Origin of the sequence: Duganella guangzhouensis, assembly GCF_009674535.1 — a bacterium.
GTDB classification, from domain to species: domain Bacteria; phylum Pseudomonadota; class Gammaproteobacteria; order Burkholderiales; family Burkholderiaceae_D; genus Rugamonas; species Rugamonas guangzhouensis.
This window is the reverse complement of record NZ_WKJK01000007.1, coordinates 248,108-266,115: the sequence shown is the minus strand read 5'-3', so window position 1 is coordinate 266,115 and position 18,008 is coordinate 248,108. Positions and strand designations below refer to the sequence as shown.

Here is an 18,008-nt window from a genome sequence, read left to right as displayed (position 1 = left end):
GAGCCGTTAACACAAGTCATCTAAGCAGCCCGAAGTTATAATCGCACCAGCTAGTGAGAGCAGCGCTTTACGAATTTCGAGTCGGCGTTTAAAACGGATTCGCGACTTCCCAAAACCGGCGAACCATGAGTATGTTAGTGCAGCGCCCCAGCGGTGCCGGCCTAGACGATCTTTGTTTTCGATGTCAACGGCTCCAGCGCTGCCCACAACCATGCAAGGGTTGGCAGCCATGAACATGAAAGGGAAGCTGATCCTGGCAGGCATTGAGGTGCTCAAAGACAGCAAGCGTGAAGTCCGTCAAAGCTGGATATGCGACTTGCTACCTCCGGACCATGCGAGGGGCTACAGGGTCACCGATATCTATAGCAATGGCAGTGCACGTCCGCGCAGCGCCATTCGGGACATGGGAAGCAACACTGGTGATCTTGACCGTATTGAGGCTTTTTGAGGCTGTGCTGAATCGACATGTGATGACGGCCGAACGGGCTGCTTATTGTTGATTTGCGGCGAAATCTGATAATCACCGTCGCTGAAAATCTACCACCGATTTGCCACCGATTCGTCCAGCATGGAGCTGGTGCTGCGATAACTCATTGTCCTGAAAGGAGTTTTTGGTCGGGGCGAGAGGATTCGAACCTCCGGTCTCTACGTCCCGAACGTAGCGCTTTACCGGACTAAGCTACGCCCCGACTGTGTTGTTAATTACAACATGTTTCCCCCTCCTTTTCAACTCCCACTCTCTTAATTGCAGGCAAGTAGTTGCATAAATGGAATTTCATTTTATAATTGGCTTTTTACCAATTATGGATGCACGCATGAAATTGAAGTTTCACCTGGCACTGCTCGCCGTCACTCTGCTGTCGCTGACCGCCCACGCTGAAGAAGAGGCGGTTCAAAATGTCGCGATGTTGTCGTTGATCGGCAATAACCTGACCACTGAAGTCTTCGCCGGCAACACCGGCACGCGCTTTCAGGACAACCGCAAGTTCGCGCTGCCGATCGATAATCCGGTATTTGACGTGGAAGCCATCCAGTCCGCCAACACGGTCTACAAGCGGCTGCGTCCCGGCGTAAAGACCACGCTGCTGGTCACGCAAGACCCTGGCCTGTATCAGGCGCAGAACGAGCTGTTCGACAACGAGGATGGCAACAAGGACAACCGCACCTATCTGAGCAGCCTGCTGAAGAATCGCGCTGTGACCAAGCTGATCCTCATTACCAAGTATCGCTCCTATGCCGAGTTCAAGCTGCTGGACGGTAAGGTCGGCAATGGTCGTATCGAGGGTCTTGGTTTTTACATGGACAATGAAACGCGCCTGATGAATTCCCGCTCGCTGGCGATGGGCAATGGCTTCATCGCCGCCTACGTCTATGCCAAGGTGCGCTTGATCGATGCCGATACCTTGACGGTGCTGAAGGAGGTCAACGTCAAGGAGTCCGATTTGAACGGCAATTTCCCGCTCACTGGCACCCATCTGGCGGCATGGGATGCGCTGACGTCGCAGCAGAAAGTCACGCGCCTGAATGACGTTATCAAGGGTTCCATCGCTGAGGCGATTCCGAAATTGCTGCAACCCTGAGCATAGGCTACTATTTCCAATTTAATAAAGGGGGAGTCATTGATGCGCGTTCATACTGGTTTGTCCCTGGCTGCGGCCTGCTTCGTCACTTGCGCTCAGGCCGCGCCAACTACCGTCGCCGTGCAGTGCGGCCAGCTGCTGGATACGCAAAGCGGCAAGCTGCTGGGCGCGACCACGGTGCTCATCGATGGCACGCGCATCACCCAGGTTAGCGCTGGCCGTAGCGCGCCGGATGGCGCCAAGGTGATCGATCTGGCCGGCCAGACTTGTCTGCCTGGTCTGATCGATAGCCACACCCACCTGACCATGGAGACCAGTCCCACCGCTTATTCCGACCAGTTCCGCTGGAATATCGCGGACCATGCGATCCGCTCCACCAACTACGCGCGCGTGACGCTGTTGGCTGGTTTCACCACGGTGCGCAATTTGGGCGATAGCGACAATATCTCGATCGCGCTGCGCAAAGCGATCAACGCCGGTGCGATTCCCGGTCCGCGCATTTTCACCGCCGGCAAACCGGTCGGCTCGACCGGTGGCCACGCCGATGGTTCGAACGCCTACCGCGCCGACCTGGCGGCCGACTATGGTCCCAAGAACGGCATCATCAACAGTCCGGAAGATGCGTGGAAGGCGGTGCGCCAGCATTACAAGGATGGCGCGGACCTGATCAAGATCATGCCGTCCGGTGGTGTGCTGGATGAGAGCAAGAGCGCGGACAACGCGCAGATGACGATCGAGGAAATCAAAGCGGTGGTGGCTGCCGCCCACGATTACGAGATGACGGTGGCGGCGCACGCGCACGGCGCCGAGGCGATCCGCCGCGCGGTTCTCGCCGGCGTCGATTCGATCGAGCATGGTACCTACATGAACGACGAGGACATGAAGCTGATGAAGGAGCATGGCACTTTCTACGTGCCGACCATCATCGCCGGCAAATACGTCGAGGCCAAGGCCAAGGTGCCGGGCTACTTCCCGCCACAGGTGGCGGTCAAGGCGGCGGCGGTCGGCCCGCTGATTCAGGCCACGGCCGGTCGTGCCTACAAGGCTGGCGTGAAGATCGCGTTTGGCACCGACTCCGCCGTCTATCCGCACGGTGAGAATGCCAAGGAATTCGGCTACATGGTGGAGGCGGGCATTCCGCCGCTGGTGGCGATTCAATCCGCCACCACGCAGGCGGCGCTGCTGCTCAAGCAGGACAAGGATCTGGGCAGCATCAGCGCCGGCAAGTTTGCCGATCTGGTGGCGGTGCCGGGCAATCCTCTGGCTGATATCGGCCTGATGTCGAAGGTGAGCTTTGTGATGAAGGCGGGCGTGGTCTACAAGCAGGATGACAAGCCACTGTCCTTCGTCGCCACCGATGACGGCGTGGCGCCGAAGGATGTGGACTACGGTTTTTAAGCCAACTAAGCCAACTGCATAGTCCGCAACAGGTTGGTGGTACCCGGCGTGCCGAATGGGATGCCGGCTGAAATCACAATGGTGTCGCCAGCCTGCGCCACGCCCTCGCGCTGCACGGTGCGGGCGGCCCAGTCGCTCATCTCCATCACGTCCACCACTTCGTGACACAGCACCGGATACACGCCCCAGGCCAGCGCCAGGCGACGTGCGATGGCGGCGCGTGGTGTCATGCCGACGATGGGCGCGTGCGGTCGTTCGCGCGCCATCCGCAGCGCCGAGTAGCCGGAGCTGGTGTAGGCCACCACCGCTGCCACCTGCATGGTCGACGCCACGCTGCGTACGGCGGCGCCGATGCCGTCCGAAGCCAGCGTGCCGGCGCCTGCGCACAGTCCCGACGCTACTGTCTCGCGGTAGTGCGGATCGGCCTCGGTGCGGGCGATGATGGAGTCCATGATGCGTACCGCGTCGCGCGGGTATTGGCCGGATGCCGATTCGGCCGACAGCATCACCGCGTCTGCGCCGTCGTAAATGGCGGTGGCGACGTCGGATGCTTCGGCGCGCGTGGGCACCGGTGCGCTGACCATCGATTCCAGCATTTGGGTGGCGACGATCACCGGTTTGCCGGCCTTGCGGCAGGCGCGCACGATGCGCTTCTGGATCGCCGGCACCTGCTCCGGCGGCATCTCCACACCCAGGTCGCCGCGCGCCACCATGATGGCGTCGCTGGCGGTGACGATGGCTTCCAGGCTGTGGATCGCGGCCGGCTTTTCCAGCTTGGCGACGATGCCGGCGCGGCCGTTGACGATGCGTTTGATTTCTTCAATGTCTTCGGGCCGCTGCACGAACGAGAGCGCGATCCAGTCCACGCCCAGGTTCAAGCCGTAGTCGAGGTCCGCGTGGTCTTTGGCGGTCATGGCGGACAGCGGCAGCACCACGCCGGGCACGTTGACTCCCTTGCGGTCAGATACGCGGCCACCGACCACCACCCGGGTTTCGGCATGTTCGGGGCCGAACGATTCAACCCGCAGGCGCACGCGCCCGTCGTCGATCAGCAGTTCGGCGCCGACTTCCAGCGCGGCGTAGATTTCGGCGTGCGGCAGCGGTGCGCGATGGCGGTCGCCCAGCAGTTCGTGGTCCATGTCGAGGCGGAAGCTGTCGCCGGCTTGCAGTGTGACCGGGCCGTCGACAAACGCGCCCAGACGCAGCTTGGGTCCTTGCAGATCGAGCAGCACGCCGATCGGGCGGCCGCTATCGCGTTCGATGGCGCGGATGATGTCGAGCCGTTGTTTGTGGTCGGCGTGGCTGCCGTGGCTGAAGTTGAGGCGGAACACGTCGGCACCGGCGTTGAACAGGGCTTCGATGGTGTCACGGTCGCTGCTGGCCGGGCCGAGCGTGGCGACGATTTTGGCGTTGCGTTGGCGGTGCATGCTCAGTTCCTCTCGGGTGCGATCAGCAGCGCCCGGAAATCGTTGACGTTGGTGAGGGTGGGGCCGGTGACGACGCTGTCGCCCAGTGCCTGGAAGAAGCCGTGGCCGTTGTTGTTATCCAGGTGGTCGGCGGGGCGCAGGCCGGCGGCCCAGGCGCGTGCCAGTGTGTCGGGTGCGATGCAGGCGCCGGCGATTTCTTCCTGGCCGTCGACGCCGTCGGTATCGCCGGCCAGGCCGTAGATGCCAACCTCGCCGCGCAGCGCGATGGCGCAGGACAGCAGGAATTCGACATTGCGTCCGCCACGTCCGCTGCCGCGCACGGTGACGGTGGTTTCGCCGCCGGATAGCAGTACGCAGGGTGTGCTAAATGGCTGGCCGTGGCGCGCGGTTTGCAGTGCGATGCCGGCCATGACTTTGCCGACGTCGCGTGCTTCGCCTTCGATGCTGTCGCCCAGGATGTGGGCGGTGATGCCGTGTGCTTGTGCCACGCGGGCGGCGGCTTCCAGCGCCATCTGCGGGGTGGCGATGATGTGGACTTCGTTGCCGGCCAGGCGGGCGTCGCCGGGTTTGATCGATTCGCCTCGGCCGCTGTGTAGCACGTCCAGCACGCGCTGAGGCAGGTCGATGCCGTAGCGTTGGATGATGGCGAGGGCGTCCTCGCAGGTGCTGGCGTCGGCTACGGTGGGGCCGGAGGCGATGTCGCGCGGGTCGTCGCCGGGGACGTCGGAGATCAGCAGGGTGACCACTTTGGCTGGGTGGCAGGCTGCCGCCAGACGGCCGCCTTTGATGGCGGATAGGTGGCGGCGCACGCAGTTCATTTCGCTGATGCTGGCGCCGGATTGCAGCAGCGCGTGGTTGACTTGTTGTTTGTCTTCCAGGGTGATGCCTTCCAGCGGCAGTGGCAGTAGTGAGGAGCCGCCGCCGGAGATCAGGCATAGCACGGTGTCGTCGGCGCTCAGGCCTTGCACGCGGTCGAGGATGCGGCGCGCGGCTTGTAGGCCGGCGGCGTCCGGCACCGGGTGTGCGGCTTCGACGATTTCGATCCGTTCGCATGGCACCGCGTAGCCGTAGCGTGTGACCACCAGGCCGGTGAGCGGGCCGTTCCAGTTGCGCTCCACCGCGCGCGCCATTTCGGCCGAAGCTTTGCCGGCGCCGATCACAATCAAGCGGCCCTTGGGCGTGGCCGGCAGCGCAGGCGGCACGCACAGCGCCGGCTGGGCGGCGGCGATGGCGGCGTCGAACATTTGGCGCAGCAGGGTGCGCGCATCGGCCGCCGTCAGCGGCGACGCTGCCGCAGCAGCACCGCCGACACGTGCGCCGCCGGTCAGCGCTGCTGGCGCAGACGCGCTGCCGATACGCGCGTCGCCCGGGGTGTGCGTGCCGCTCATGCCGGCACCTTGCGGATAGCGGTCACCTCGGCCGGCGTCGCGGCCACCGAGGCCGATGGCGCAGCCGTGGCGGCAGCGATGGCGACGGGGCGGGGGGCCGCATCGGTGGCATCTTGCGGTGCTTGCAGTTCTACGATGCCGATGTCTCCATTCAGCACTCGATGCATGCGCTCCTCATCCAACGCGCCGACCCATTTGGCGATCGCCATGGTGGCGACGGCGTTGCCGATGGTGTTGGTGATGGCGCGCGCTTCGGACATGAAGCGGTCCACGCCCAGCAGCAGCACCATGCCAGCCACCGGAATCTTGCCCATCGATGCCAGCGTGGCCGCCAGCGTGATGAAGCCGGAACCGGTCACACCGGCCGAACCCTTGGACGTCACCATCAGCACACCCAGCACGATGAACTGATCCATCATGGTCAGCGGCGTGTTGGTGGCCTGCGCGATGAAGATCGCGGCCATGGTGTAGTAGATGCACTGGCCATCCGGGTTGAAGGTCACGCCAGCCGGAATCACCAGCCCAACCACCGGCTTGGACACGCCAACATGCTCCAGCTTCTGCATCATCTGCGGCACCACCGACTCCGACGACGAGGTACCGAGCACAGTGAAAATCTCATCCTTGATATAGCGCAGGAATTTCCACAAGCTGAAGCCGGAAATCCGCGCCACCAGTCCCAGCACGCCGAACACGAAGGCGACGCAGGTCAAGTACATGCAGCCCATCAGCTGGCCCAGCGACAGCATCGAACCCAGACCGTATTTGCCAACCGTGAAAGCGATCGCGCCAAACGCCGCCAGCGGCGCCACACGCATGATCATGCCGACCACCACGAACATGCCGTTGCTGAACGCCTCCAGAAAATCCACCACCGGCTTGGCGCGCTGCCCCATGTGCGACAGCGCGATGCCGAGCAGCGTGGCAAACACCAGGATCTGCAGAATGTCGTTCTTGGCCAGCGCATCGACCACGCTGGTGGGGATCATGTGCAGCAGGAAGTCGACGAAGCCGCCGTTGTGCGCGGCGGCGGCGGTGTAGTTGGCGATGCTGTGCGTGTCCAGCGTGGAGGGATCGACGTTCATGCCAGCGCCGGGCCGTACCACGTTCACCACGATCAGGCCGAGCGCCAATGCGAAAGTGGACATCACCTCAAAGTAAATCAGGGCGCGCGTGCCGACGCGGCCTAGTTCCTTCAAGCTCTCCATCTTGGCGATGCCCAGCACCACCATGGCGAAGATCACCGGCGCGAACACCATCTTGATGAGTTTAATGAAGGCGTCGCCCAGCGGCTTGAAGTCGGCGCCGAGCGAGGGACAGAAATGGCCGAGCAGGCCGCCGGCGATCACGCCGATCAGCACCTGCACGTATAGCTTGCCGAAAAATCGCTTGGACATGATGTGTCTCCTATGGATGTGGCCAAGGCATGCCTCGCCAGGCTCTTGGCGGCTGGTCGAGGCGGAGGGGCGGAACGAAGGTCAGGCGGCTTTGCGCTCCTTGTCGGCGGCCAGGTGGGCGCACACCGCGTTGGTGACGTCGACCGTGGTGGCCTTGCCGCCCAGGTCACCGGTGTGCAGCGACGGCGTGGCGGTGACGGCTTCGATGGCTTGCATCACGCGTTGCGCGGCGGCGTGTTCGCCCAAGTGCTCCAGCAGCATCACCACCGACCAGAAGGTGCCGACCGGATTGGCCAGCCCCTTGCCCATGATGTCGAAGGCGGAACCATGAATCGGCTCGAACATCGACGGATAGCGGCGCTCCGGATCGATGTTGCCGGTCGGGGCGATGCCCAGGCTGCCCGCCAGCGCGGCGGCCAGGTCGCTCAGGATGTCGGCGTGCAGATTGGTGGCGACGATGGTGTCCAGCGTGGCCGGCTTGTTGACCATGCGCGCGGTGGCGGCGTCCACCAGTTCCTTGTCCCACTTCACGTCCGGGAAATCGCGCGACACTTCCAGCGCGATCTCGTCCCACATCACCATCGCGTGGCGCTGGGCGTTGGACTTTGTGACCACGGTCAGCTGCTTGCGTGGACGCGATTGCGCCAGCTTGAAGGCGTAGCGCAGAATGCGTTCGGCGCCAACGCGGGTCATCATCGAGACGTCGGTGGCGGCTTCGATCGGGTGGCCCTGATGCACGCGACCACCGACGCCGGAGTATTCCCCTTCCGAGTTTTCGCGCACGATGACCCAGTTCAGGTCTTCCGGTTTGCAGCGTTTCAGCGGACCGTCGATGCCGGGCAGGATGCGGGTAGGGCGCACGTTGGCGTACTGGTCGAAGCCCTGGCAGATTTTCAGGCGCAAGCCCCACAGCGTGATGTGGTCCGGGATGTCCGGATCGCCGGCGGAACCGAACAGGATGGCGTCCTTGTCGCGCAGCGCGTTCAGGCCGTCCTTCGGCATCATCTCGCCATGCAGGCGATAGTAGTCGCCGCCCCAGTCGAAGTCTTCAAACGTGAACTGGAAGCTGTCGCTGCCGGCGGCCAGCGCTTCCAGCACTTGGCGGCCTGCGGGCACGACTTCCTTGCCGATGCCGTCGCCTGGAATGGTTGCGATGTTGTAGGTTTTCATTGCGGTCTCCTTAAAGTGAATGGGGCTACTTTAAGGAATGGACGGCACGCGCTAAGGTGGCTAAACTCAATCCATTATTAACCCTGAACTCCACAATCAATGAACACCGGTTTTCAGCCTGCGGAGCTGAATTTTATTGTCGCGCTGTCCAACGCGGGCAGCTTGAGCGGGGCGGCGCGCGAGTTGGGCATCACCACTTCGGCGGTCAGCAAGCGGCTGGCGTTTATCGAATCGCGCGTCGGCGTGCCGCTGGTGAACCGCACCACGCGCCGTATGAGTCTGACGCCGGAAGGCGAGGTGCTGCTGGAGCATGCGCGCCGCATCCTCGGCGAGATTGCCGATCTCGATCAGCTGCTGACCAATTCCAAGGGCGTGCCGACCGGGCAGCTGCGGGTCAACGCCACGCTGGGTTTCGGCCGGTTGCACATCGCGCCGGCGATTTCGCAGTATGTGCTGAAGTACCCGCAGGTGGATGTGCAGCTGCAGCTGTCGGTCGATCCGCCGCCGCTGACGGACGACCAGTTCGACGTCTGCATCCGCTTCGGCGCGCCGGCCGATACGCGCGTGATCGCGCGCCGGCTGGCCGCCAACCGCCGTCTGCTGTGCGCCTCGCCGCGCTATCTGGAGCAACACGGCGAACCCAAATCGCCGGCCGAGCTGGCGCGCCACAACTGCATCTGCATCCGCCAGGGCGATGAGGCGTATGGCGTGTGGCGTTTGTTCAGCGGCCGCGAGACCGGCCGGGGCGGCGACGCGGTGCGGGTGCGTGGCAACCTCACCACCAACGATGGCGAAATCGCAGTCAACTGGGCGCTCGATGGTCACGGTATTCTGATGCGCGCCGAATGGGACATCGAGCGCTATCTGCAAAGCGGGCGGCTGGTGCAGGTGCTGCCGCAGTTTAAAACTCCGGACGCGGACATTTACGCGGTCTATCCGCAGCGGCACCAGCTGTCGGCCCGCATCCGCACCTTCGTCGACTTCCTCTCGGAGAGCTTCAAACGCTTCAAATAACTGTGGTGCGTGTCCAACGCCGTGGCAAACTTCTTGCTTTGCTAAAAGATTAATGTGGTTAATATTAGCAACGAGCCCGGAATGCATCATTTTGGGGCATAAGGAGATGATCGGACATGGATATTCGACGCAAACTCATCGCAACCGCCGTGTTGACGGCATTCGGGGCACCCGCCTGGGCGCAGCAACAGCAGGCACAGCCGGCGGACGAAATTGAAGTGGTCAAAGTGACCGCGCAAAAGCGCAAGGAAGACCCGGCCAAGGTGGCGATGAGCATCAGCGCCGTCACCGGCAGCCAGCTGCAGGCCGAGCATGTGCGCGACATCACCGACCTGACGCGGGTGGTGCCGAATATCTCCTTCACCGCCGCCAGCGGCAATGGCGGCGCCGGGCCGGGCACCTCCAACATCGAAATTCGCGGTATCAGCTCGACCGCCGGCGCGGCCACGGTTGGCGTTTATCTGGGCGATACGCCGGTCACCGTGGGTAACGTCTACACCATGGGGAATATCGAACCGCGCTTCTTCGACATCGACCGGGTGGAAGTGCTGCGCGGCCCGCAGGCCACGCTGTACGGCGCCAGCTCGATGGGCGGCACCATCAAGTTCGTGCCGAACGAGCCGGATCTGAAAGAGCGCGAATTCACCACCTACACCGAAGCTTCCAACACCAAGGGCGGCAGCGCCAATTACGCGGCCAATGTGGTCGGCAACTTCCCGCTGATTCCGGACGAACTGGCGCTGCGCATCGGCGTGCAGGCGCAGCACACCGGCGGCTACATCAACCAGGTGGATGGCGACGGCAATGTGCTGGCCAATAACATCAACAAGATCAGCGACCAGGAAATCCGCGCCTCGCTGAAGTGGCGGCCGACGCGCACGCTGACTATTTCGCCATCGATCTACTACCAGCGCATTGATGCCAAGGATATTTCGGCCTTCAACCTCGATCTGCCGCTGTATTCGGCGCAGAAGCAGATACGCGAACCGTCGATCGACAAGCTGCTGGCGCCCAGCGTCACCGTCAACTGGGATCTGGGTGAGGTCGACCTGACCTCGGCTACCAGCTACTTCCAGCGCAAGTTCGACCGCACGCAGAACGGATCGGCCTACAACAGCTATTCTCTGTCCACCTTCCTGACTTCGACCGCCGACGGCGGCAAGGCGCCGCCGGAACTGATCGACGCGATTGCCGGCCTGCCGTCGGCGGTCTACCTGAACAACCAGGTGCGCCAGGTGTCGCAGGAATTCCGCCTGGCTTCGCGGCCGTATGACGAGAAGGTGTCGCCGTGGACCTGGCTGGCGGGGACCTACTTCTCCAACCAGCACACCAACATCATCGAGAACGATCCGATCTTCGGCGTCACCAAGACCTTTGCCGATTACGGTTTCGACATCGCCGATCCGGACCTGCTGCCGGATGCGGTGCCGGGCCAGTTCCCGAACGATAACTCGTTTGCCGGCGCCTTCCACTATCGCGAGAAACAGGGCTCCGTGTTCGGCGAGCTGAATTACTACTTTTCGCCGACCGTGCACGTCACCGTCGGTGCGCGCTACCTGAAGGCGAATACCACGCTGAGCCAGCGCAATGGCAACTACCTGGCCGGCGCCGGTAACAACAGCAGTGCCGAAACCACCTCGCATGCGTTCACGCCGAAGTACGCGCTGACGTGGGAGGTTAGTCCGACCAATACCGTCTACACCAGCGTGGCCAAGGGCTTCCGTCTGGGCGGCGCCAACATCTACGTGCCGACCACCACCTGCGGCCCGGACCTGGAAGCGAACGGCATCACCGCCGGCCCGCCATCGTATGCGCCGGATAGTCTGTGGAGCTATGAAGTGGGCAGCAAATCGCGCTTCCTGAACAACCGCGTCAGCTTGAATGCGGACGTGTTCTACGTGAAGTGGAAGAACATCCAGCAGGGCGTGTACCTGCCGACCTGCGCCTACACCTACAACGCCAATGCCGGCGACGCCACCACCAAAGGCTTCGAGTTCGACATCAAGGCCAAGCCGCTGCCTGGCTTGACCTTGAGTGCATCCGGCGGCTATGTCGATGCCACGCTGTCCAACGACAAAGGCATCGAAAACGGCGTGGTCGGTGCGGTGGCTGGCGCGCGGATTCAGGGCGTGCCGAAATATAACGCCGCCGTCAACGCCACCTACAACTTCTCGGCGTGGGAGCGGCCGTCGTTTGTGATGGCGGGCATGCAGTGGGTGGGTTCCAGTCGTGGTTCGCTGGACCCGGATTCGACCGACTATGACCGTCCGGGCTATCACACCACCGACTTCAGCGCCGGCATGACGTTTGGCGCCTACGCCTTCACCGTGTTCGTGAAGAACGCGTTCGATACCGACACCATCATCCAGCATCCGCAGGTGGCGTCGATCGTACAGGGCTACCGCCTGACGCCGCGCAGCATAGGCGTCAGCATGGCCACCAAGTTCTAAGCGATAATGCTGCCTTTGTCATACAGCACAAGGGCAGCATCATGAGCATCACGATTTATCACAACACCGCCTGCGGCACCTCGCGCAAGACGCTGGAAGCGATCCGCGCCACCGGCGTTGAGCCGCAGGTAATCGACTACGTCAAAATTCCGCCATCGCGCGCGGCGTTGAAGGACATGATCGCCAAAGCCGGCATCAGCGTGCGCCAGGCCATGCGCAACAAAGGCGATCTGTATGTGGAGTTGGGGCTGGCCGATGCATCGCTATCAGACGAAGCGCTGCTGGACGCGATGATGGCGCATCCGATCCTGATCGAGCGCCCGTTCGTGGTCAGCGACAAAGGCGTGCGCCTGTGCCGCCCATCCGAGCTGGTACAAGAGATCCTGTAATGAAAAACGGCGCCTGAGGCGCCGTTTGTTTTAGTGGTTGCGGTGCACCGAGAAGTGCGCCAGTTGCAGCAGCGATTCTTTGTAGACGCTGTCCGGCAGGTCGGCAATCGCGTCGGCGGCGCGGCGCGAGGCGATTACGGCTTGTTCGCGCGTGTAGTCGAGCGCGCCGCTGCTGGTGATGGCCGACAGTACGGCGTCGAATTGCTCTTCGTCGCCATTCTCGATGCACGAGCGTACCAGCTGGCGCTGCTCGGCGGTGCCGTTTTCCATCAGGTAGATCAGCGGCAGCGTTGGCTTGCCTTCACGCAGGTCGTCGCCGACGTTCTTGCCGATTTCGCTGGCGTCGCCGGCGTAGTCCAGCACGTCGTCGATCAGCTGGAACGCGGTGCCCAGCGAGCGGCCGTATTCGCCGGCGGCGGCGATTTGCGCGTCGTTGGCGCCGGCCACCAGCGCGCCCAGCTCGGCCGCCGCTTCAAACAGCTTGGCGGTCTTGGAGCGGATCACTTGCAGGTAGCGTTCGCGCGTCACGTCCGGGTCGTGCATGTTCAGCAGCTGCAGCACTTCGCCTTCGGCGATCACGTTGGTGGCATCGGACAGGATTTGCATCACGCGCATATTGTTCAGGCTGACCATCATCTGGAACGAACGCGAGTACAGGAAGTCGCCCACCAGCACCGAGGCGGCGTTGCCGAACAGGGCGTTGGCGGTGGCGCGGCCGCGGCGCAGCGACGATTCGTCCACCACGTCGTCGTGCAGCAGGGTGGCGGTGTGGATGAATTCCACCACCGCCGCCAGCTCGTGATGGGCCACGCCTTTGTAACCGTAGGCGTTGGCCACCAGCAGCACCAGCACGGGACGGATGCGTTTGCCACCGGCGCTGATGATGTATTCGGCAATCTGATTGACGAGGCTAACCTCGGAATGCAGGCGTTGACGGATCACCGAGTTAACCGCGTCCATGTCGGCGGCGATAGTTTGGGTGATGGTGTTTTGAGTGGCGTTTTGGGTAGCGGCAGACAAGGCGAACCTGTAGCAGTTAGACTATTAGTGGCGAGATTATACGCCATGGCCCGCCAACGGTGGCTTGCAAGGCGGTAACGGGCGGAATAATTGGCGGAAGAGCAATGCTTTCTAGTCGCAAACTTGACTGACATACCACGCCCGTCCGCATTTGTGAATAGTTTTTGACGCGAATTCGCATCCCATGTATAATCTGCGGTTCTCCGGTTTCCCGGGGGATTTTTCCAACATTTGAAGAGGTTTCAAATCATGTACGCGGTCATAAAAACCGGCGGCAAACAATATAAAGTTGCTGCAGGCGAAAAACTCAAAGTAGAACAGATACCGGCTGACATTGGTTCCGAAATCACCATTGACCAAGTCCTCGCCGTTGGCGCGGGCGACAGCATCAAGTTTGGTGCTCCGCTGGTTGAAGGTGCAAAGGTTCTGGTCACCGTTGTTTCCCATGGTCGTCACGACAAAGTGAAGATCTTCAAGATGCGTCGTCGTAAGCACTACCAGAAGCATCAGGGTCACCGTCAGAACTACACCGAAATCCAAGTTGTTTCGATTAACGCCTAAGCGCGTATCGACACTTTTTTAGTATCCAAGGAGCTTTAGCATGGCACACAAAAAAGGCGGCGGCACTACGCGAAATGGTCGTGACTCAGAATCAAAACGTCTGGGCGTTAAAGTCTACGGCGGTCAGAAAATCAATGCAGGCGGCATCATCATTCGTCAACGCGGCACCCCAGTGCGCGCCGGCGAAGGTGTAGGCACCGGCAAAGATCACACCCTGTTCGCTCTGGTGGACGGCGTGGTCAAGTTCGTGATCAAGGGCGAAGGCTCGAAGCAGTTCGTCACCGTAGTCGCAGCGTAAATACGCTCACGGCCTGCTCGTCAGGCCGTCTTGTAAGGCGCAAGCCTTCAATCGAAAGGCTCTGCCCCCTAGGTAGAGCCTTTTAGTTTTATGGCGGTACATCATGAAGTTTATCGACGAAGCAAAAATTGAAGTGATCGGTGGCGACGGCGGCAATGGCTGCTCCTCGTTTTGCCGTGAAAAATTCCGCCCGTTTGGCGGCCCTGACGGCGGCGACGGCGGCAAGGGTGGCTCGATCTGGGCCATAGCGGACCGTAACATCAATACCTTGGTCGATTTCCGCTTCTCCAAAGTACACCGCGCCGGCAACGGCGAAGCCGGCCGTGGGGCCGACTGCTATGGCCGTGGCGCCGATGACGTGCAGCTGCGCATGCCGCTGGGCACCCTGATCATCGACGACGTCAGCGGCGAAATCCTGGCCGACCTGAGCGAACACGGTCAGCTGGAATTGCTGGCCAAGGGCGGCGAGGGCGGTTGGGGCAATATCCACTTCAAGACCTCGACCAATCGCGCGCCGCGTCAGAAGACTCCCGGCAAGGAAGGCGAACATCGCACGCTGCGCCTGGAACTGAAGGTGCTGGCCGATGTGGGCCTGCTGGGCATGCCGAACGCCGGCAAGTCGACCTTCATCACCGCCGTGTCGAACGCGCGTCCGAAGATCGCCGATTATCCGTTCACGACGCTGCACCCGAATCTGGGCGTGGTGCGCGTGTCGCACGAAAAGAGCTTCGTGATCGCGGACATTCCTGGCTTGATCGAAGGCGCCGCCGAAGGTGCGGGCCTGGGTCACCAGTTCCTGCGCCATTTGTCGCGTACCGGCCTGCTGCTGCACATCGTCGATCTGGCGCCGTTCGAGGCGACTGTCGATCCGGTGAAGGAAGCCAAGGCGCTGGTCAATGAACTGAAAAAATACGACGAAGAGCTGGTCGACAAACCGCGCTGGCTGGTGCTGAACAAGCTCGATATGGTGCCGGAAGAAGAACGCGCCAAGAAGATCAAGGACTTCGTCAAGAAGTTCGGCTTCAAGGGGCCGGTGTTCGAGATCTCCGCGCTGAGCCACGACGGCACGCAGGAACTGGTCAACGCGATCCAGAAGCATCTGGAAGAAACCCGTCAGACCGAGCAGCGCGCTGAAGAAACCCAGATGGAAGAAGATGTGCGCGGCATTTCGTCGATCGATCCGGACGATCCTCGCTTCAAAATCCTCGACTAACACACTGCATCACCGGCATAATCAGTTATCAGCTGATTATGCCTTCCCATTCGGCGCCGCCCTCGCATCACGGGGCCGGCGACTGTTCGCGGCAAAGCCGGGCAATCCGCCCGCCAAATCACAGCAGATTTTCCTACGCTTGTTTTGAGAATGTCGCCCCCATGAATTCCGTCATACAAAAAGCTAGCCGCATCATCATCAAGGTTGGCTCCTCGCTGGTCACCAACGATGGCCGCGGTCTCGATCACGCAGCGATCGCACGCTGGGCCGCGCAGATCGCCGGTTTGCGCTCGCTGGGCAAGCAAGTGGTGCTGGTATCGTCCGGCGCCATCGCCGAAGGCATGCTGCGCCTCGGCTTCGAGCAGCGCCCGACCGATATCCACGAACTGCAGGCATGCGCCGCCGTTGGTCAGATGGGCCTGGCCCAGATCTACGAAACCAGCTTCCGCGCGCACCAGCTGGGCACCGCGCAAGTGCTGCTGACGCACGCCGACCTGGCCGATCGTGAACGCTATCTGAACGCCCGTTCAACGCTGACCACCTTGCTGCGGCTGGGCGTGGTCCCCATCATCAACGAGAACGACACCGTGGTCACCGACGAAATCAAGTTCGGCGACAACGACACGCTGGGCGCGCTGGTGGCCAATCTGATCGAAGCCGACGCGCTGATCATCCTCACCGACCAGCAAGGGCTGTACAGCGCCGATCCGCGCAAGGACCCGTCGGCGGTGTTGATCCAGCAGGGTCGCGCAGGCGATCCGGCGCTGGAAGCGATGGCGGGCGGCGCCGGTTCAAGCCTGGGTCGTGGCGGCATGCTGACCAAGATCCTGGCCGCCAAGCGCGCCGCCAAATCCGGCGCGCACACGGTGATCGCCTATGGCCGCGAAAGCGAAGTGCTGGCGCGGCTGGCCAATGGCGAGTCCATCGGCACCGAACTGGTGGCGCAGACCGGCCACCTGACCGCGCGCAAGCAGTGGATGGCCGATCACCTGCACACCGTCGGCCAAGTGGTGCTGGACGCCGGCGCGGTGCAAAAGCTGACCGGTGATGGCAAATCGCTGCTGCCGATAGGCGTGGTGGGCGTGAAAGGCGAGTTTGGACGTGGCGCCGTCATCACCTGCGTCAACGAAGCCGGCGAGCCGGTGGCGCGTGGATTGTCCAACTACACCAGCGACGAAACCCGCCGCATCATGCGCAAGCCATCGAGCGAAATCGAAGCCATCCTCGGCTTCGTCGAAGGCAAAGAGCTCATCCACCGTGACAACCTGGTACTAGTCTAGAGCTCGTGTCCACTTCGGGGTCAGTTCCAAAAAACGGACATTGAGTCGCGCGCGACTCAATGTCCGTTTTTGGGAACTGACCCCGAAGTGGGGACATTTGGTCAGGCGCTGGCGGGGGCTGGGGTTTTGCTGCGGTAGTCGCACAGGTCGAGCTGGATGCAGTTCCAGCATTCGGGCTTGCGCGCTTTGCAGGTGTAGCGGCCATGCAGGATCAGCCAGTGGTGGGCGTCGTGCAGGAATTCTTTCGGGACGAATTTCAATAGCTTTTGCTCGACGATGTCGACGTTCTTCCCCGGCGCCAGGCCGGTGCGGTTGGAGACGCGGAAGATGTGAGTGTCTACCGCCATGGTCGGCTGGCCGAAGGCGGTGTTCAGCACGACGTTGGCGGTCTTGCGGCCGACGCCCGGCAGTTCTTCCAGCGATTCGCGATCTTCCGGTACTACGCCGCCATGCTTTTCCACCAGGATCTGGCAGGTGGCGATGACGTTCTTGGCTTTGGTCTTGTACAGGCCGATGGTGCGGATGTATTCGGTCAGTTCGTCGAGCCCCAGATCCAGCATCGCTTGCGGCGTGTTGGCCACCGGGTACAGCTTGCGCGTGGCTTTGTTGACGCCGACGTCGGTCGCTTGCGCCGATAGCAGCACGGCGATCAGCAATTCAAACGGTGTGGTGTATTCCAGTTCGGTGACGGGCTTGGGATTGGCGGCGCGGAAGCGCACAAACATTTCGTAGCGTTTGGCTGCGTTCATTTGTTCTCGGATTCTTTTTTCAATCGTGCACGCTCCATCGCGGCGGCGATGATGGCGCGTTTGCGTTCCAGCGCGGCCGCCGATTCGGCGTCGGCGGGATCGATGGTGTTCACTTTTTCCATCTTTTCCTGGGCCTTGGCGGCCAGGCGGGCGTCGTTTTCCTGCTTGTCGCGCTTGAGGCGGAAGCTGCGGAAGTCATGCCGTTCGCGCGCGGCGTTGGCATCGCTCTGCGTCCATGCGGCCCAGCCGGTGGTTTCGGTGACCGGGTACATGACGATGCAGTCGACCGGGCAGGGCGCCACGCACAGGTCGCAGCCGGTGCATAGCGATGGCACCACGGTGTGCATCAGCTTACCCGCGCCGACAATGGCGTCGACCGGGCACGCCTGGATGCACAGCGTGCAACCGATGCACAGCGATTCGTCGATGTAGGCGACCGCGCGCGGCCGTTCCAGTCCGTTGACCGGATTCAGTGGAATCACCTTGCGGCCGGTGACGGCCGACAGCCGTTCGATGCCCTCGGCGCCACCGGGCGGGCATTGGTTGATGTCGGCGGCGCCGGCCGCTATCGCTTCCGCGTACGGACGGCAGCCGTCATAGCCGCACTTGGTGCATTGCGTCTGCGGCAGGGCATTTTCGATGCGATCGGCGAGGGTAGCTTGGTCGGACACGGC

17 protein-coding genes, 1 tRNA gene and 1 pseudogene are annotated in these 18,008 nt (G+C 62.2%); 10 read left to right on the top strand and 9 right to left on the bottom strand.

The features are described from left to right. Positions 1 to 6: 6 nt before the first annotated feature. Positions 7 to 183, bottom strand: a pseudogene (locus tag GJ699_RS34600) (IS5/IS1182 family transposase); the annotation flags it as partial. A 52-nt stretch (positions 184 to 235) separates the two neighbouring features. On the opposite strand from GJ699_RS34600, the gene GJ699_RS15580 reads away from it, so the two are divergent. Beyond that, complete coding sequence (locus tag GJ699_RS15580; protein WP_154377766.1) at positions 236 to 448, top strand: hypothetical protein; 213 nt, start codon at positions 236 to 238, stop codon at positions 446 to 448. Positions 449 to 612: 164 nt separating this feature from the next. Here the strand turns inward: GJ699_RS15580 and GJ699_RS15575 are convergent. Beyond that, a tRNA-Pro gene (locus GJ699_RS15575) sits at positions 613 to 689 on the bottom strand. A 126-nt stretch (positions 690 to 815) separates the two neighbouring features. On the opposite strand from GJ699_RS15575, the gene GJ699_RS15570 reads away from it, so the two are divergent. Both GJ699_RS15570 and GJ699_RS15565 read left to right on the top strand, forming a co-directional pair. Then, the gene (locus GJ699_RS15570; protein ID WP_154377764.1) at positions 816 to 1,580 is read left to right on the top strand and encodes a hypothetical protein; all 765 of its coding nucleotides are present in this window, start codon (positions 816 to 818) and stop codon (positions 1,578 to 1,580) included. A gap of 42 nt (positions 1,581 to 1,622) precedes the next feature. Next, the gene (locus GJ699_RS15565; protein ID WP_154377762.1) at positions 1,623 to 2,978 is read left to right on the top strand and encodes a metal-dependent hydrolase family protein; all 1,356 of its coding nucleotides are present in this window, start codon (positions 1,623 to 1,625) and stop codon (positions 2,976 to 2,978) included. Between the two features lie 5 nt (positions 2,979 to 2,983). Here the strand turns inward: GJ699_RS15565 and pyk are convergent, their stop codons facing one another. The 4 genes from pyk to GJ699_RS15545 all read right to left on the bottom strand — a co-directional run bounded on the left by pyk (position 2,984) and on the right by GJ699_RS15545 (position 8,360). Further along, positions 2,984 to 4,405, bottom strand: coding sequence for a pyruvate kinase (pyk, locus tag GJ699_RS15560; protein WP_154377760.1), 1,422 nt, complete (start codon positions 4,403 to 4,405; stop codon positions 2,984 to 2,986). 2 nt (positions 4,406 to 4,407) lie between these two features. Beyond that, positions 4,408 to 5,649 (bottom strand): glycerate kinase type-2 family protein, encoded by a 1,242-nt coding sequence (locus GJ699_RS15555; protein WP_154377938.1) that lies wholly within the window; start codon positions 5,647 to 5,649, stop codon positions 4,408 to 4,410. Between the two features lie 140 nt (positions 5,650 to 5,789). Further along, the gene (locus GJ699_RS15550) at positions 5,790 to 7,190 is read right to left on the bottom strand and encodes a dicarboxylate/amino acid:cation symporter (RefSeq protein WP_154377758.1); all 1,401 of its coding nucleotides are present in this window, start codon (positions 7,188 to 7,190) and stop codon (positions 5,790 to 5,792) included. Positions 7,191 to 7,271: 81 nt separating this feature from the next. Continuing rightward, a complete protein-coding gene (locus tag GJ699_RS15545; protein ID WP_154377756.1) occupies positions 7,272 to 8,360 on the bottom strand; it encodes a tartrate dehydrogenase in 1,089 nt (362 codons plus the stop codon). Between the two features lie 99 nt (positions 8,361 to 8,459). On the opposite strand from GJ699_RS15545, the gene GJ699_RS15540 reads away from it, so the two are divergent. The 3 genes from GJ699_RS15540 (at position 8,460) to arsC (ending at position 12,213) form a co-directional block, all read left to right on the top strand. Beyond that, on the top strand, positions 8,460 to 9,374 hold the full coding sequence (locus GJ699_RS15540) for a LysR family transcriptional regulator (RefSeq protein WP_154377753.1): 915 nt from the start codon (positions 8,460 to 8,462) through the stop codon (positions 9,372 to 9,374). Positions 9,375 to 9,490: 116 nt separating this feature from the next. After that, complete coding sequence (locus tag GJ699_RS15535) at positions 9,491 to 11,824, top strand: TonB-dependent receptor (protein WP_154377751.1); 2,334 nt, start codon at positions 9,491 to 9,493, stop codon at positions 11,822 to 11,824. A 41-nt stretch (positions 11,825 to 11,865) separates the two neighbouring features. Then, a complete protein-coding gene (gene arsC / locus GJ699_RS15530; RefSeq protein ID WP_154377749.1) occupies positions 11,866 to 12,213 on the top strand; it encodes an arsenate reductase (glutaredoxin) in 348 nt (115 codons plus the stop codon). Positions 12,214 to 12,243: 30 nt separating this feature from the next. Here the strand turns inward: arsC and ispB are convergent, their stop codons facing one another. Further along, positions 12,244 to 13,233: an octaprenyl diphosphate synthase gene (ispB, locus tag GJ699_RS15525; RefSeq protein WP_154377747.1), complete on the bottom strand. Its 990-nt coding sequence runs from the start codon at positions 13,231 to 13,233 to the stop codon at positions 12,244 to 12,246. Between the two features lie 249 nt (positions 13,234 to 13,482). On the opposite strand from ispB, the gene rplU reads away from it, so the two are divergent. From rplU to proB, 4 genes are all read left to right on the top strand, one after another. Next, entirely contained in the window at positions 13,483 to 13,794 is a 312-nt protein-coding gene (rplU, locus tag GJ699_RS15520; protein ID WP_135204478.1) for a 50S ribosomal protein L21, read from the top strand. Between the two features lie 40 nt (positions 13,795 to 13,834). Then, positions 13,835 to 14,092 (top strand): 50S ribosomal protein L27, encoded by a 258-nt coding sequence (rpmA, locus tag GJ699_RS15515; RefSeq protein WP_154377745.1) that lies wholly within the window; start codon positions 13,835 to 13,837, stop codon positions 14,090 to 14,092. Between the two features lie 103 nt (positions 14,093 to 14,195). After that, positions 14,196 to 15,305, top strand: coding sequence for a GTPase ObgE (gene obgE / locus GJ699_RS15510; RefSeq protein ID WP_154377743.1), 1,110 nt, complete (start codon positions 14,196 to 14,198; stop codon positions 15,303 to 15,305). Positions 15,306 to 15,466: 161 nt separating this feature from the next. Continuing rightward, complete coding sequence (proB, locus tag GJ699_RS15505) at positions 15,467 to 16,585, top strand: glutamate 5-kinase (RefSeq protein ID WP_154377741.1); 1,119 nt, start codon at positions 15,467 to 15,469, stop codon at positions 16,583 to 16,585. Positions 16,586 to 16,686: 101 nt separating this feature from the next. Here the strand turns inward: proB and nth are convergent, their stop codons facing one another. Then, entirely contained in the window at positions 16,687 to 17,334 is a 648-nt protein-coding gene (gene nth / locus GJ699_RS15500; protein ID WP_154377740.1) for an endonuclease III, read from the bottom strand. Continuing rightward, complete coding sequence (gene rsxB, locus GJ699_RS15495) at positions 17,331 to 18,005, bottom strand: electron transport complex subunit RsxB (protein ID WP_371867569.1); 675 nt, start codon at positions 18,003 to 18,005, stop codon at positions 17,331 to 17,333. Before rsxB ends, nth begins: the two co-directional genes overlap by 4 nt. Positions 18,006 to 18,008 lie beyond the last annotated feature (3 nt).

Coding starts and splice junctions, on each gene's coding strand:
- GJ699_RS15550 (WP_154377758.1), bottom strand. CDS start 7,190: ATGTCCAAGCGATTTTTCGGCAAGCTATACGTGCAGGTGCTGATCGGC.
- GJ699_RS15565 (WP_154377762.1), top strand. CDS start 1,623: ATGCGCGTTCATACTGGTTTGTCCCTGGCTGCGGCCTGCTTCGTCACT.
- rplU (WP_135204478.1), top strand. CDS start 13,483: ATGTACGCGGTCATAAAAACCGGCGGCAAACAATATAAAGTTGCTGCA.
- GJ699_RS15545 (WP_154377756.1), bottom strand. CDS start 8,360: ATGAAAACCTACAACATCGCAACCATTCCAGGCGACGGCATCGGCAAG.
- rpmA (WP_154377745.1), top strand. CDS start 13,835: ATGGCACACAAAAAAGGCGGCGGCACTACGCGAAATGGTCGTGACTCA.
- obgE (WP_154377743.1), top strand. CDS start 14,196: ATGAAGTTTATCGACGAAGCAAAAATTGAAGTGATCGGTGGCGACGGC.
- GJ699_RS15535 (WP_154377751.1), top strand. CDS start 9,491: ATGGATATTCGACGCAAACTCATCGCAACCGCCGTGTTGACGGCATTC.
- proB (WP_154377741.1), top strand. CDS start 15,467: ATGAATTCCGTCATACAAAAAGCTAGCCGCATCATCATCAAGGTTGGC.
- arsC (WP_154377749.1), top strand. CDS start 11,866: ATGAGCATCACGATTTATCACAACACCGCCTGCGGCACCTCGCGCAAG.
- pyk (WP_154377760.1), bottom strand. CDS start 4,405: ATGCACCGCCAACGCAACGCCAAAATCGTCGCCACGCTCGGCCCGGCC.
- GJ699_RS15580 (WP_154377766.1), top strand. CDS start 236: ATGAAAGGGAAGCTGATCCTGGCAGGCATTGAGGTGCTCAAAGACAGC.
- GJ699_RS15570 (WP_154377764.1), top strand. CDS start 816: ATGAAATTGAAGTTTCACCTGGCACTGCTCGCCGTCACTCTGCTGTCG.
- GJ699_RS15540 (WP_154377753.1), top strand. CDS start 8,460: ATGAACACCGGTTTTCAGCCTGCGGAGCTGAATTTTATTGTCGCGCTG.
- GJ699_RS15555 (WP_154377938.1), bottom strand. CDS start 5,649: ATGTTCGACGCCGCCATCGCCGCCGCCCAGCCGGCGCTGTGCGTGCCG.
- nth (WP_154377740.1), bottom strand. CDS start 17,334: ATGAACGCAGCCAAACGCTACGAAATGTTTGTGCGCTTCCGCGCCGCC.